The following is a 14,211-nucleotide window of genomic DNA, read 5'->3' on the forward strand; positions in this document are numbered from 1 at the left end:
GAGTTGCAACGATCCAGATTTCTCTGTTTGTGTGCGCACGATGGCATGTCGAAGATCGGAATGACCGCGACCGCGCGACGAACGCGGCCATTTTCTCAGCTCTTCTGCAGGGCGAGATGGGTGCCTAGTCCGATGAGGGTCACGCCGCCGGCGCGCTGGACCAGGCGCTGCATGCGACTTGAACGCCTGAGCCTCGACAGAAGCGCGCCGGCCAAGAGGACACAAAGAATATCCGCCGACGAGAACATCAGGTTGACGATCGATCCGAGCACGACGAACTGGAGCCAAACGGGAAGCGCCGCCGCCGTGTCGATGAACTGCGGCAGGAAGGCAACGAAGAAGATCGCCGTTTTCGGATTGAGAACTTCGACGATGACGCTCTCGAGAAGGGCGCGCCTGCCCGATTTCGCCTGGACCTCCGGCAATGCCACATCGCCTCCACCCTTGGCGCGGAAGAGCGAAATCCCCATCCAGATGAGATAGCCGGCGCCGGCCAGCTTGACCGCCAGGTAGAGCGTGGGCACGGCATGAAAGAGCGCCGAAAGCCCCGCAGCCGCTGCCGCGACGTGCACATAGCCGCCGATGTGAATGCCGAGCGTCGCCATCACCCCGGACCAGCGGCCGCGCGCAACGGTCTGCGCCGTCGCATAGAGCATGGCCGGCCCCGGCACATAGGCGAATACGGCAGTGGTGATGAGAAAGGTGACCAGCAAACCGGTCGACGGCATTCTCGGCTCCTCTCAAGGCAACGCCACTGCGAAGCAATCACCTGACGATGGTCAACCGCTCCGCCGCGCGGGTAATTGCCGTATAAAGCCAGCGTTCGCGCGTGTCGCGGAAGGCCCAGCTCTCGTCGAAGAGAACGACATTGTCCCATTGCGAGCCCTGCGCCTTGTGGACAGTCAGCGCGTAGCCGTAGTCGAACTCGTCGTAGCGCTTGCGGGTGGTCCAGGGAATCTCGCCCTCGACGTCCTCGAAGGCGGCCTTCAAGAGTTTGATCTTCGCCGCACCGCGATCCATGTCGTCGTCCTCGGGACGGATCATCAGGTTGATCCCCGCCTTCACCGTCTCCTTCGACGAACTCATCACCTGCCAGAGCGAGCCGTTGAGCAGGCCCTTGGCCGGATCGTTCCTGAGGCACACGAGTTTGTCGCCCGATTGCGGATACTCGCTCGTAAAGCCCTTCAGCTCGCGCAGACGCTGGTTGTAGCGCCGCCGCGTCCGGTTGGTGCCGACAAGCACCTGGTCGGCGTCCAGCACCAGAGGCTGGGTCACCTCGCCCTTCGAGATGATCTGGGCGGTGCCGTAATCGCCATGCATGATCTCCTTGCCCTCGCGCACATGCATGGCGAGCTGGATGATCGGGTTGTCGCGCGCCTGGCGGTGGATGTCTGTCAGCAGATAGTCCGGCTCGTGATTGGTGAAATAGCCGCCGCCCGACACCGGCGGCAGCTGACCCGGATCGCCGAGCACAAGGATCGGCGTGCCGAAGCTCATCAGGTCCTTGCCGAGTGCCTCGTCGACCATCGAGCATTCGTCGATGATGATCAGCGCCGCCTTGGCGACCGGGCTCTGGCGGTTGATGGCGAACATCGGCGCGATCGACGTCTTGCCGGTTTCCTCGTCCTCGACCTCCTCCTCGCCGCGCGGTCGGTAGATCAGCGAATGTATCGTCTTGGCGTTGCTCGCACCCTTCGAGCGCAGCACCTGCGCGGCCTTGCCGGTGAAGGCCGCAAAGAGCACCTCGCCGTCGACATGCTCCGCGAAATGCCGCGCAAGTGTCGTCTTGCCGGTGCCGGCATAGCCGAACAGCCGGAAGAGCGGCGAACGGCCTTCCTTCAGCCAGCGCGAAACGGCCTTCAGGGCCTCATCCTGTTGCGGAGCGAACTGCATCGCCTGCAGTGTCAGGATTCGGTGGCGCGGCGCAAGCCCGGATTTCCATCTACCCATCGATGTGGACGCTTCGGCGATCACAATGCCGTCGCGCGGCGCCAGCGCGAAATCTTCTGCGGCGGAAGAGGCGTCAATCAGGTCCATGCGCCGTGTGCGGAAGCCCACTCTGCGTAAACATCGCGTGTGGCAGTTTCTTGCCGCGGCACCTTGAAACGGCTCGCGCGATGCTGCTAACAACATGGCGGCTGCATACTGTGTGCACGAGTGCCCCGAATGCCATCCTTGCCGGAGAATGCCCTTGAAGCCGGAACAGCCCGCAACGCCGATGACGCCCGAAAGCACCGGGTTGGGTCGCTTGCCTCGCATCTGGCAATGGTGTCTGCTGGCCGTGCTTTCCGTGACCTTCGCCGCCCTTCTTGAATTCGCGGGCATTCCGGCCGGGCTTCTGATGGGCCCGATGGTTGCCGGCGCGCTCATCGGCATGAGCGGCGGGACGATCCGCCTGCCCCGCCAGTTCTTCTTCTGTGTCCAGTTCGTCCTGGCGATGATGATCGCCGGCTCGGTGCGACCCGATCTCTTCGCGACCTTTTCCAGCAATTGGCCGCTCTTCCTCGCGGTCATCCTGTCCGTGATCGGCGTCAGCACGCTCTGCGGCTGGACGATCACCCGGATGCGCATCCTGCCGGGAACGACGGCGATATGGGGCTCTTCGGCCGGAGCCGCCTCGACCATGCTGCTCATGGCCGATGCCTATGGCGCGGACGCCCGTCTCGTTGCCTTCATGCAATATCTGCGGGTCGTCTTCGTCGCCGGCACCGCGACGGTGGTCGCACATCTCTGGGTCAGCGGCGCGGAGGCCGAGGCCGCGACCCGCTGGTTTGCACCGGTCGCCGGCCTGCCCTTCCTCGCCACGCTCGCCGTCGGTGTCGGCGGCGGCTTGCTCGGCAAGGTACTGCGCGTGCCGGCCGGCGCCTTCCTCGTCCCTTTCGCCATCGGTTCGGCGCTTAATGTTTCCGGTGCCCTGACGATCGAACTGCCGCAATGGCTGCTGGCGCTTTCCTTTGCGCTGCTTGGCTGGAACATCGGGCTGAGCTTCACCCGCAGCATCATCGCTCATGCGCGCCGCGCCTTCGTGCCGACGGTCGTCTCCATCCTCGTTCTGATGGGGTTTTCCGGCTCGCTCGCATTGCTGCTCACCAAGGCGGCCGGTATCGATCCGCTGACGGCCTATCTCGCCACCAGCCCCGGCGGCCTCGATTCCATTGCCGTCATCGCCGCCTCGAGCGATGTCGATCTTCCCTTCGTCATGGCGCTGCAGACCGCGCGGCTGTTGATCATCACGCTGATTGGCCCCGTCCTCGCCCGCTTTGTCGCCGACCGCGCCTGACATCCGACCGCACCGTCCTCACAACGTGGGCGAGTAGGGAATAAATCCAGCACCATTCGTGTCTCATGCCTGAACCTGGAACCGGTTCCGCGTAGCGCCCACCGCCGGCCAGCCGTCGGAAGCATGGCGCTGCGCGACCTTCATCAGATCGAGGAGGGATTGCTCCCATGAAAACGTTCGCAATGGCCATTGCCATTTCATTTGCCGCAACAGCCTCGGCACTCGCCGCGCCGCCGGTCAAGACCGTCGAGAGCGAAAAGGGCCCGGTCCTCGCCGCGGCGAACGGCATGACGCTTTACACATACAAAGACGACCAGAAGGGCGTCTCCAGCTGCTATGATCAATGCGCGAAGAACTGGCCGCCCTTCATGGTGGAAGGCGACGCAATGGCCGAAGGTGCCTATTCGATCGTCGAGCGCAAGGACGGCAGCAAGCAATGGGCCAAGGACGGAATGCCGCTCTATTTCTGGGTCAAGGACAAGAAGATGGGCGACATCACCGGGGATGGCGTGAAGGGCGAATGGGATGTCGCGCGGCCATGACGGTTCGGATGCTGGCGCGGGCGCGGATGCGTCCGCGCCCGACGCCTTTGAAGAGGACGTTCTGGCCCTGATGCCCGCGCTCAGGCGCTATTCGCGCAGTCTCGCCCGGTCCGATTCGGACGGCGACGATCTTCTGCAGGATTGCGTCGAGAAGGTGCTGACGCGCCGCCGGCAATGGCGAGGCGTGAACCTGCGCGCCTGGGCCTTTACGATCATGACGAACCTCTACCGCAACCACCATCGCCATCGCGCCCGGCATCCCGAGGTCGACTACGAGGAAGGGCTCAGTCTCGTTGCCGAAGAGCAAGGCGCCGACCCTTTGCAGCGCCGCCGGCTCGAACGGGCGCTGGACCGGCTCTCTCCGGAAAACCGCGCGGTGCTGATGCTCGTGGTGATCGAGGGTTACCGCTATCAGGATGTCGCGGAGATGATGGTTATTCCGATCGGCACGGTGATGTCGCGCCTGTCGCGCGCCCGTCGCCAACTTGCCGAAGCGATGAAGGACGACAACGTAGTTGCCCTGCGGAGACCGAAATGACGGATGAATTCGACACAGTCTCCGAAGACGATCTGCACGCCTATGTCGACGGCCAGCTCAGCCAGCCGGAACGGGAGCGTATCGAAGCCTGGCTGGAAAAACACCCAGCCCGCGCCCAAGAGGTACGCGAATGGCAGACGCAGGCGGCGGCGTTGCAAGAGCACTTCGCACCCTATGCGCGCGGCGACGAAGGCGACCGGGCGCTGGTTTCCGTCCGTCGACGTAGAAATCAGGGCGGCGTGGATTCAGGCCCGACCCCCATGTTCCGGCGCATCGCTGCCGGTCTGCTGATCTTCGCCGCAGGCGCTCTTGCCGGCATGTATACCCCCGGCATCCTCGCCCCGGTTCGGTCACCTGAGATGGCTGCGAGCCCCGACAGCCTTCCCCGCCAGGCGCAATCGGCCTTCCTCGTCTACGCAAGTGAGGTGCGCCATCCGGTCGAGGTCGGGGCCGATCAACAGGCCCATCTCGCCACCTGGCTCGGCAAGCGTCTCGATTACGGATTGAAGATCCCCGATCTCGCGGCGCTCGGGTTCTCGCTCGTCGGCGGTAGGCTCATCCCCGTCAACGGAACGGCGGGCGCCATGCTGATGTACGAGGATGGTACCGGCCAGCGGCTAACCGTGCTTCTCGGCCGCAACCGGGACAATCGCGAAACGAGCTTCCGTATTGCGAGCCAGGGCGGCAGCCTGGAAACCTTCTACTGGATCGACGGCGAGATCGGCTACGCCGTCACCGGCGAAGTGCCGCGCAGCCTCCTGCAGAAAGTCGCCGACGAATGCTATCGGCAATTCGAGGGGGCGGAGGCATCTTAGAGCGGGATGCGCTCACTTGCGTTCACGCCGCCGCGGGTCGTTTTCGAGGGCGATCGGCTTCCCATGCGGCGTGGCTTCGGCAGCACGCTGCCAGCTTCGGACGAGCGCCTCGAGCTCCGGGCCGGACGTGATGGAAAGCGCCGCGACCAGATGGCTGAGCGCCGCCACCCAGCAATCATAGTAGTCGATGCCGTCCGCCTTTCGGTTGGGCTTGTGGAGTTCGGCCGAGAGCGCCTCGGCCCATTCGCTCCAGGAGAACACGCCCTGCTCATGGAGCCTGACGGTCATGGCGAAGGCGGCCGCCTGCCAGGGCTCGGCAAAGACCGGATCGCCGTCCGCCGATTTCGGCAATTGGGCGGAGGCAACCAGCGGCGATGTGGTGTTACACGCGCTCAAGATAGCTCTCCCAGGCATCGATGGAGACGGTCAGGGTCGGATCTGCGCCCTCGCCCCAGATCTCGCCGCCGTCAAAGACGACCGTGTAGACCCATTGCGGATTCTCGCCCTTGCCGTGGGCGTTGTCGTCCGGGAAAACGAAACTGCCCTGCACCGCTTCCACTACGCCGACCTTGGCGCGGGCATAGCGCGGCAGGCGCGTATGAGTCTCCGGATTGAAGTTCTTCGTGCGCACGGTTTCCCCGACGACGAAACGCGGCGGCGTCTGCACCGGCCGATCGCAGGGGCCGCCCCTGGCGAGCACGCCCGCAACCATTTCCGCCTTCAGAATCCGCTTCGGCGTGGCGCCCGCCTGAAGTCCATGGCCGGCATCGAGCTCCTCCTGGGTCACAAAGCCATGGCGCTTCAGCAGCGTTTCCAGCGCCCGGGTCCAGATCTCGTAGTAGCTTGCCGCAAGATAGGTCGCCGGCGGCAGGCTTTCGCGCGCATGCCGGCTCTCATCGATCGTCCAGGCACCAAAGGCACCGCAGGAGAGCGTGATACCGAGAGCCCGCTTCTCCCATTCCGCATGAAAATAGGGCTCGTCCTTTTCCGGCGCGATCGGGCCAAGACCGTGCTGGCCGCCAAGATCATGCGGTCCGTTCATCGCCCGGCCTCCGGTGACAATGCCAGTCCGGTACCGATCATCGAGTCACGCGTGACAAGATCGGCCAGCGCCTCGTCGTCAAGACCTTCGGTACCATCGGGCCGTTCGGGCACCACGATATAGCGCAGCTCCGCCGTCGAATCCCAAACGCGGATTTTCTTGTCCGCCGGCAGTGCAAGTCCGAATTCGGCAAGCACGCCACGTGGATCAATGACGGCGCGCGAGCGATAGGACGGCGCCTTGTACCAGACGGGCGGTAAGCCGAGCACCGCCCAGGGATAGCAGGAGCAGAGCGTGCAGACGACGAGATTGTGGGTGTCTGGCGTGTTGAACACGGCGCGCATATGCTCGCCCTGCCGGCCGGTAAAGCCGAGGCTGGCGATCGCAGCGGTTGCGTCGCGCTTCAGCCAGTCGGAAAAGCCCGCATCGCTCCAAGCCTTGGCGACGACGCGGGCGCCGTTTCGCGGCCCGACCTTGGTCTCGTAGGTTTCGACAATCGCGTCGATCGCCGCCGGGTCGATCAGCCCCTTTCGCGTCAGCACCGTTTCGAGCGCCTTCACCCGCGCTTCCATATCGGTGAAATGATTGTCGGGGTGATGGTCGTCATGGCCATGATCATGCCCGGACATCCCGTCGCTCCTCTGCCGGAAACCCGTTTCTTTCTAATGTATTGGGGCGGAAATCGGAATCAATATTTCAAGAGCTTCTCTATTTTAGCATCGGCCAGAGGCTGACAACGAGCAGCACGGCCATGGTGATGTTGAACCATTTGAGCCGGACCGGCTCGGACAGCCATTGCCTCAGCGCAGAACCGAAGCCGGCCCAGGTCGACACGCTCGGAACGTTGACCAGTGCAAAGACGAGACCGACGATGAGCACGCTCACGAGATAGTTTCCACTGCTCGTATAGGTCGCCATCGCCGAGACGGCCATCACCCAGGCCTTCGGATTGACCCATTGGAAGGCGGCCGCCTGCAGGAAGGTCATGGGCGCAGCACCCGCCTTGCCCTCGCCAAGCGAACGTGAGGATCCGATCTTCCAGGCGATCCAGACGAGATAGGCACCGCCGGCGAATTTCATCGCGGTATAGAGAAGCGGCATGGAGTGAAGCAGCGCACCAAGCCCCAGGCCGACTGCGATCAACAGGACGAAGAAGCCGCCGCCGATACCAAGCATATGCGGGATCGTACGCGCAAACCCGAAATTCACGCCCGAGGCAAACAGCATCATGTTGTTCGGGCCTGGCGTAATCGATGTGGTGAAAGCGAATAGAAACAGCGCCAGAAGCGTATCCGGTTGCATGCATTCCTCCCGAACGTCGATCGGAGAACGGCGACGGAACCCGCATTCTCACATCAAACTCGCATTTAGGTCAGGTTAGCTGACCTAAATGCGAAGGCCAGGAAAAACTTGTCATGGTCACAAACCGATGTGTCGCCGCCGTCAGATTTCCAGGCAACAAAAAAGGCCGGGCGAAAACCCGACCTTCCTCGTCATCTCGACCTGCCGATGCCAGTACATCCGTGGTCAAAGGCAGGGAGATGACATCCGTTGAGCGAACGTCCCGTCCCAAAATGGCCCGCCTTGCGTCTCCGCAAAACATATCCAGCCGACCTCGGGAGGATCTAGCAACATCGCGCCTTGGCGCAAAGAACGTCGCCGCTCAACATCGATGAGCCGCATGTAGTGAGCCAATGTGTTCTCCGCAAGGCGTAGCGCGGCATTTTTTCAATCTGGTCTCCCGTCGCCCGCAGATCATGGACTTTTTCCGCCCGGGTCCCATTTTGTCATCGTCAGAAGCGAGCGAGGGCGTATGTCATGCACGATCCGGTCCCGGCCACGACTTTCCCCGACGGGCGTAAGGTCCCGGTCCTCGGCCAGGGAACCTGGCGGATGGGCGAGAACCGCACCAAGGCTGCCGACGAAATCCGCAGCCTGCAGCTTGGCCTCGATCTCGGCATGACGCTGATTGACACGGCCGAAATGTACGGCGACGGCGCCGCCGAGCGGGTTGTCGGCGAAGCGGTCAGCGGCCGCCGCGACGAGGCATTCATCGTCAGCAAGGTTCTGCCCTCCAATGCCAGCCGATCAGGCACGCTCGCCGCCTGCGAGCGCAGCCTGCGCAATCTCGGCACCGACCGCATCGACCTCTATCTCCTGCATTGGCGCGGTGGCCATCCGCTCGCCGAAACCGTCGCCGCATTCGAAGACCTGAAGAAGGCGGGCAAGATCCTAGCCTGGGGCGTTTCGAACTTCGACCTCGACGATATGAAGGAATTGCAGTCTGCGCCGGACGGCGGCAACGTCGCGGCGAACCAGGTGCTCTACAATCTCGCCCGCCGCGGCATCGAGTACGACCTCTTGCCCTGGTGCCGGGACCGTGGCGTGCCGATCATGGCCTATTCGCCGCTCGATGAAGGGCGACTGCTCCACGATGCCGACCTGGTTCATATCGCCAAAGCGCACCAGGCAACCCCCGCTCAGGTCGCCCTTGCCTTTTTGAAGACTCGCTCCGGCGTGATCTCGATCCCGAAGACCGGTTCGCCCGAACGCGCCCGCGAAAACCGCCAGGCGATGGATATCCACCTCACAGCCGAAAATCTCAGTGAACTCGACCGCGTCTTTCCGCCGCCGAGGAAGAAGATGCGGCTGGAGGTTATTTGAGAACACAGGGAGGTAGCCTTGCCCAAACGAGCTTCATGGGAAAAATACCCCTCCCCCTCCCCACAGGTGGGAGGGGCCTGGCGCTCGCGGCGCGCCCCTGCAATTTCAATCGGTTTTGCTCGCTGGACCGGCCAGTAACTGCCGGAGAGGGCGCGGCAGGTTAAGCCCCTCCCACCTGTGGGGAGGGGTTGGGGAGGGGCGCGCACCATAGGTGCGCAATTCTCCTCCTCACATACCCTGCGGTCCGCGGTTCATCGCCGCAATGCCCGTCCGGCACACTTCGATCAGGCCGAGCGGCTTCATGATGGCGATGAACTGCTCGATCTTCGACGGCTTGCCCGTGATCTCGAAGACGAAGTGATCGATATTGGCGTCGATCACCGAAGCACGGAAGGCATCGGCAAGCCTGAGTGCCTCGACACGGTGCTCGCCCGAGCCATGCACCTTGACGAGTGCCAGCTCGCGCTCGACCGGCCGGTCGTGACCAAGCCCGGCGGCGCGCACGGTGAGGTCGACGACGCGGTGCACCGGCACGAGCCGCTCGAGCTGGTTCTTGATCTGCTCCAGCACATGCGGCGTGCCGCGGGTGACGATGGTGATGCGCGACAGATGCGCCTCGTGCTCGGTCTCGGAAACCGTCAGGCTTTCGATGTTGTAGCCGCGGCCGGAAAACAGGCCGATGACGCGGGCAAGCACGCCCGGCTCGTTGTCGACGAGGACGGAGAGCGTGTGCGTCTCCGCAAGCTCCGTCTCCTTGGCGATGAAATAGGCGGAGCCCGTCGGCTGAAGATGTGCACTCATTCTTTTGTTCCTACCTTTTCATCAAACGAGCTGGCGGCCCTTGGCGTCGATCGCATTCGCAACCGCTTCGTCCGTTGCCTCGTCGGGCAGCAGCATTTCGTTATGCGCCTTGCCGGAAGGGATCATCGGGAAGCAGTTGGCGAGGTTGGCGACGCGGCAGTCGAAGATGACCGGCGCCGGCGTGTCGATCATCCGCCGGATCGCATCGTCCAGTTCGCCAGGCTTTTCGCAGCGGATGCCGACGCCGCCATAGGCTTCGGCCAGCTTGACGAAGTCGGGCATCGCTTCCGTATAGGAATGCGACAGGCGGTTGCCGTGCAGCAGCTGCTGCCATTGCCGGACCATGCCCATGTACTGGTTGTTGAGGATGAATATCTTGACCGGCAGACCATATTGGACCGCACAGGACATTTCCTGGATGCACATCTGGATCGAGGCGTCGCCGGCGATATCGATGACGAGGCTCTCCGGATGCGCGACCTGGACGCCGATAGCGGCCGGGAAGCCGTAGCCCATCGTGCCGAGACCACCCGAGGTCATCCAGCGGTTCGGCTGCTCGAAACCGAAGAACTGTGCCGCCCACATCTGGTGCTGGCCGACCTCGGTGGTGATGTAGGTGTCGCGGTCCTTGCTGAGTTCGTAGAGCCGCTGGATCGCATATTGCGGCATGATGACGTCGTCGTTTGGCGTATACGCGAGCGAATTGCGCGCCCGCCACTTGGCGATCGATCCCCACCAGTCATTGAGCCGTGCCTTGTCGACCGTCTTCGACGCCGCCCGCCAGAGCCGGACCATGTCTTCGAGGACGTTCCCGACGTCGCCGAGGATCGGAACATCGACCCGGACGTTCTTGTTGATCGAGGACGGGTCGATATCGATGTGGATCTTCTTCGAGTTCGGCGAAAACGCATTGAGCCGGCCTGTGATGCGGTCGTCGAAGCGGGCGCCGATGCAGACCATGACGTCGCAATCATGCATCGCCATGTTGGCCTCGTAGGTGCCGTGCATGCCGAGCATGCCGAGCCAGTTCTTGCCGGAGGCCGGATAGGCGCCGAGCCCCATGAGCGTCGAGGTGATCGGGAAGCCGGTGAGTTCGACCAGCTCGCGCAGGAAATGCGAAGCCTGCGGTCCCGAATTGATGACGCCGCCGCCGGAATAGATGACCGGCTGGCGCGCCGTCTTCATCAGCGCGATCGCTTCCTCGATCTTCTTCAGGTCGCCCTGCGTCTTCGGCTGATAGCTCTTCTGCGTCGGAACGGCGGAAGGGGGCGTGTAGGTGCCGGTCGCGAACTGGATGTCCTTCGGGATATCGACGACGACCGGACCCGGGCGCCCGGACTGGGCGACGCGGAACGCCTCATGGATGATGCGCGCCAGGTCGTTGACATCCTTGACCAGCCAGTTGTGCTTCGTGCAGGGCCGCGTGATCCCGACCGTGTCGCACTCCTGGAAGGCATCCGAACCGATCAGGGGAGTCGGAACCTGGCCGGAGATGCAGACGAGCGGGATCGAATCCATCAGCGCGTCCTGCAGCGGCGTGACGGCATTCGTGGCGCCGGGACCGGAGGTGACGAGCATGACGCCGACCTTGCCGGTGGAGCGGGCATAGCCTTCGGCCATGTGGCCGGCGCCCTGCTCATGACGAACAAGAATGTGCTGGATCTCTTCCTGCTGGAAGATCTCGTCATAGATCGGAAGCACGGCGCCGCCGGGATAGCCGAAGATGTGTTCGACGCCATTGTCCTTCAGAGCCTGGAGAACAATCTCCGCCCCTGTCATCTGGTTTTCAGTTCCGCTCATTGGCCTGCTTCCGTCCCTTTTGTAAGGCTTGGGGTGATTAGCTTGTTTGAGGACATAAAAAAAGGCCCCATCAGGAGCCTCGTTCAGCGCATGGGTGGCTAACGCCGGATGGTTACACCATCCTGCCCATGCGCCGTCCCACCACAAGAATAACCGCGAAATTTTTCATGGGGCGATTTGATAAACAGAAATCCGTGACCCGTCAACGCCGATTGCCAGGATTCTCGCGCTCAGGTCTATCCTGAACCAACGTGAAACAAAGGCGCGCACTGCGGCGCCGGCGCCGCAACCACTTGTTAAAGCGGTTCGACTATCCTGGGACGCTATTCGCCCGAGGTGTGTGTTGCTCAACAGTGAAACTCCAAGCCCGATCCGCGACGGGGAGCAGGATCGCCGCGACGGCATGAAGCCGGGGAACCGTTTCCTCGGACGGGTCGTCGCATGCAACGGCTCGCGCGCAACAATCGCAGCGGTCGCCGAGAAGGGCGAAACCTCGCTCGCGGAACTGTGGTCGGTCGGCCGGCTGATTTCGATCTCGGTCGGCACGAACCGCGTCGTCGCCCTCGTCTGCTCCATGCAGACTGCCGCCGAAGAATGGAGCGAGGAGACCAACAACACCTTCCGCATCGAAGTCGAACTGATGGGCGAAGTCTATATGGGCCCCGACGGACGCGAGGAGTTCTCGGCCGGCATCAGCCGCTATCCCCATCTCGGCGCGATCGCGCATCGGATCCGTGCCACCGACCTCGCACGCATCTATGATTCCAGGCAGCTGGACAGTTGCGTCATCGGCAGGCTGACGCAGGACGAAAGCCTTGATGCAACGATCCATGTCCCTTCGATGCTCGCCAAGCATTTCGCCATCGTCGGGACGACCGGCGTCGGCAAGTCGACGGCAGTCACCCTGCTGCTCAACAAGGCCATCGCCGCCGATCCGAAGCTGCGCGTCCTGATCCTCGATCCACACAATGAATTCGCCGCCGCCTTTCCCGAAAGTGCCGTGGTCATCGAAACCGATACGCTCGACCTGCCCTTCTGGTTCTTCCGCCTCGAGGAGTTCGCCGAAGTTATCTTTCGCGGACGACCGCCGGTGCCGGAAGAGCTCGACATCCTGCGCGACGTGATCCCGGACGCGAAGAAGGCCTTCAAGGGCGGCGAATCCGGCCTGATGCGCCGCCAGACCGAGAAAAGCTCGATCACCGCGGACACGCCGGTCCCCTACCGCATCGCCGATCTGCTGGCGATGATCGACGAGCGCATCGGCCGGCTCGAGGGCCGCAACGACAAGCCGCATCTGCGCTCGCTGAAGGTCAAGATCGTCTCGGCGATCAACGATCCGCGCTATCACTTCATGTTCTCGTCGAACACGATCACCGACACGATCCAGGATACGATCGCCAAGATCTTCCGCATACCGGGCGAAGGCAAGCCGATCGCCACCTTCGAACTGGCCGGCATCCCGTCCGAGGTCGTCAATTCGGTCGCCTCGGTGCTCTGCCGCATGGCGTTCGAAATCGGCCTCTGGAGCAATGGCGGCATCCATATGCTGGTCGTCTGCGAAGAGGCTCACCGTTATGTGCCTGCCGACCCGACGCTCGGTTTCCTGCCGACGCGCCAGGCGATCGCGCGTATCGCCAAGGAAGGCCGCAAATATGGCGTGTCGCTCGGCATCATCACGCAACGCCCCGGCGAGCTCGATCCGACGATCCTGTCGCAGTGCTCGACCGTCTTTGCCATGCGGCTCGCCAACGACCGCGACCAGGAAATCATCCGCTCGGCGATTTCCAACTCGTCGATTTCGACCACCAGCTTCATCTCCTCGATCGGCAACGGCGAGGCGATCGCCTTCGGCGAAGCCGTCGCGGTGCCGATGCGCATGCGTTTCAGCCGGGTCGAGGAGGAGAGGCTTCCCCGCGCCCACGGTATCATCGACAAGGTCGACGAGGATGCGCCGCCCGTCGTCGACCTTCGTTCGATCGTCAGCCGCATGCGTGCCATGAACGGGCCCGATATTTCGAGCTTCCAGCAAAGCTATCTCGCCGCCCAGAGCGGTCTGGCGATCCCGCGCCAGGATGACGCGGACGGTACTCCCGACCATGCCGAGCCAGTCCACAGCGCCTACGATTTGCCTGGGCCCACGCTTGAATCCTATCGGCCGGAGATGCTGCCGCGTGCGCCGGAGCCCGCCAATCCGCAACTCGAGCGCTTCAATCAGATCCGCGACCAGATCCTCTCAGGGCAGGCGGAAAGAGACGCGGCGCGGATGCTGAACACGCCGGCGCAGCCGGAGCGCGGCGTCTCGGGCTCGGCAACCGAGCCGCAACGCTCGGGATCGTTGCGCGAGAGCCTGCTGAAACGGCCTCTCGGCAGCATCGTCCGCAAATAGCAGGGATCGGATTCCGCCCTCCGACGTTGTTGCCATAGAACGGCGCGGCAACAGGACGGCAGGATGCAATGGACGAGCGAGAAGCCTGGGAACGGGAACGCAGACTGTGGCTTGAAGGAGCCGGCGCGTACCAGCAACTGCTCGATGACGAATCCCTGATGGCCTTTGCGCCGGTCGGCATCCTCGGCGGAGTGGAAATCATCCGGGCTCTCGACGGCGCACCGCGCTGGCTGGACGTGGAGATGACAGAGCAAAGGAGCGCGCGGCCGAATGACAGCGTCCGCGTATTGGCCTACCGGGCCAACGCCCGACGCGACTCCGATGACCCCTATGCGGCCTATTG

The 14,211-nt window shown here is 63.2% G+C and carries 14 protein-coding genes; 6 read left to right on the top strand and 8 right to left on the bottom strand.

Features of this window, described 5'->3' with window-relative positions; translation table 11 throughout:
* Positions 1-95: 95 nt before the first annotated feature.
* Both RHIBR816_RS0100150 and RHIBR816_RS0100155 read right to left on the bottom strand, forming a co-directional pair.
* Complete coding sequence (locus RHIBR816_RS0100150) at positions 96-728, bottom strand: LysE family translocator (RefSeq protein WP_018234501.1); 633 nt, start codon at positions 726-728, stop codon at positions 96-98.
* 37 nt (positions 729-765) lie between these two features.
* Complete coding sequence (locus tag RHIBR816_RS0100155; RefSeq protein ID WP_026186490.1) at positions 766-1,893, bottom strand: ATP-dependent RecD-like DNA helicase; 1,128 nt, start codon at positions 1,891-1,893, stop codon at positions 766-768.
* Between the two features lie 298 nt (positions 1,894-2,191).
* Between RHIBR816_RS0100155 and RHIBR816_RS0100160 the strand changes: the two genes are divergently transcribed.
* From RHIBR816_RS0100160 to RHIBR816_RS0100175, 4 genes are all read left to right on the top strand, one after another.
* On the top strand, positions 2,192-3,280 hold the full coding sequence (locus RHIBR816_RS0100160) for an AbrB family transcriptional regulator (protein WP_018234503.1): 1,089 nt from the start codon (positions 2,192-2,194) through the stop codon (positions 3,278-3,280).
* A gap of 167 nt (positions 3,281-3,447) precedes the next feature.
* A complete protein-coding gene (locus RHIBR816_RS0100165; protein ID WP_026186491.1) occupies positions 3,448-3,822 on the top strand; it encodes a hypothetical protein in 375 nt (124 codons plus the stop codon).
* Positions 3,806-4,360 (top strand): RNA polymerase sigma factor, encoded by a 555-nt coding sequence (locus tag RHIBR816_RS0100170; RefSeq protein WP_018234506.1) that lies wholly within the window; start codon positions 3,806-3,808, stop codon positions 4,358-4,360. The genes RHIBR816_RS0100165 and RHIBR816_RS0100170 overlap by 17 nt, the downstream gene beginning before the upstream one ends.
* Positions 4,357-5,175: an anti-sigma factor gene (locus RHIBR816_RS0100175; RefSeq protein WP_018234507.1), complete on the top strand. Its 819-nt coding sequence runs from the start codon at positions 4,357-4,359 to the stop codon at positions 5,173-5,175. Before RHIBR816_RS0100170 ends, RHIBR816_RS0100175 begins: the two co-directional genes overlap by 4 nt.
* A gap of 12 nt (positions 5,176-5,187) precedes the next feature.
* Here the strand turns inward: RHIBR816_RS0100175 and RHIBR816_RS0100180 are convergent, their stop codons facing one another.
* The 4 genes from RHIBR816_RS0100180 to RHIBR816_RS0100195 all read right to left on the bottom strand — a co-directional run bounded on the left by RHIBR816_RS0100180 (position 5,188) and on the right by RHIBR816_RS0100195 (position 7,519).
* On the bottom strand, positions 5,188-5,571 hold the full coding sequence (locus RHIBR816_RS0100180; RefSeq protein ID WP_018234508.1) for a nitrile hydratase accessory protein: 384 nt from the start codon (positions 5,569-5,571) through the stop codon (positions 5,188-5,190).
* Positions 5,558-6,217 (bottom strand): nitrile hydratase subunit beta, encoded by a 660-nt coding sequence (gene nthB, locus RHIBR816_RS0100185; protein WP_018234509.1) that lies wholly within the window; start codon positions 6,215-6,217, stop codon positions 5,558-5,560. The genes RHIBR816_RS0100180 and nthB overlap by 14 nt, the downstream gene beginning before the upstream one ends.
* Positions 6,214-6,846, bottom strand: a complete 633-nt coding sequence (gene nthA / locus RHIBR816_RS0100190) for a nitrile hydratase subunit alpha (RefSeq protein WP_018234510.1) — start codon at positions 6,844-6,846, stop codon at positions 6,214-6,216. The genes nthB and nthA overlap by 4 nt, the downstream gene beginning before the upstream one ends.
* Before the next feature lie 79 nt (positions 6,847-6,925).
* Positions 6,926-7,519: a LysE family translocator gene (locus RHIBR816_RS0100195; protein ID WP_018234511.1), complete on the bottom strand. Its 594-nt coding sequence runs from the start codon at positions 7,517-7,519 to the stop codon at positions 6,926-6,928.
* Positions 7,520-8,035: 516 nt separating this feature from the next.
* Here RHIBR816_RS0100195 and RHIBR816_RS0100200 point away from each other — a divergent pair.
* Positions 8,036-8,881: an aldo/keto reductase gene (locus RHIBR816_RS0100200; protein WP_018234512.1), complete on the top strand. Its 846-nt coding sequence runs from the start codon at positions 8,036-8,038 to the stop codon at positions 8,879-8,881.
* 228 nt (positions 8,882-9,109) lie between these two features.
* Here RHIBR816_RS0100200 and ilvN read toward each other — a convergent pair whose 3' ends face one another.
* Together ilvN and RHIBR816_RS0100210 are read right to left on the bottom strand one after the other, a co-directional pair.
* On the bottom strand, positions 9,110-9,682 hold the full coding sequence (gene ilvN / locus RHIBR816_RS0100205; protein ID WP_012708543.1) for an acetolactate synthase small subunit: 573 nt from the start codon (positions 9,680-9,682) through the stop codon (positions 9,110-9,112).
* A 21-nt stretch (positions 9,683-9,703) separates the two neighbouring features.
* Complete coding sequence (locus tag RHIBR816_RS0100210) at positions 9,704-11,482, bottom strand: acetolactate synthase 3 large subunit (RefSeq protein ID WP_026186492.1); 1,779 nt, start codon at positions 11,480-11,482, stop codon at positions 9,704-9,706.
* Between the two features lie 403 nt (positions 11,483-11,885).
* On the opposite strand from RHIBR816_RS0100210, the gene RHIBR816_RS0100215 reads away from it, so the two are divergent.
* Positions 11,886-13,868, top strand: coding sequence for an ATP-binding protein (locus RHIBR816_RS0100215; protein ID WP_198294163.1), 1,983 nt, complete (start codon positions 11,886-11,888; stop codon positions 13,866-13,868).
* Positions 13,869-14,211 lie beyond the last annotated feature (343 nt).

Source organism: Ensifer sp. BR816, assembly GCF_000378985.1.
In the GTDB taxonomy this organism is placed as follows: Bacteria; Pseudomonadota; Alphaproteobacteria; order Rhizobiales; family Rhizobiaceae; genus Sinorhizobium.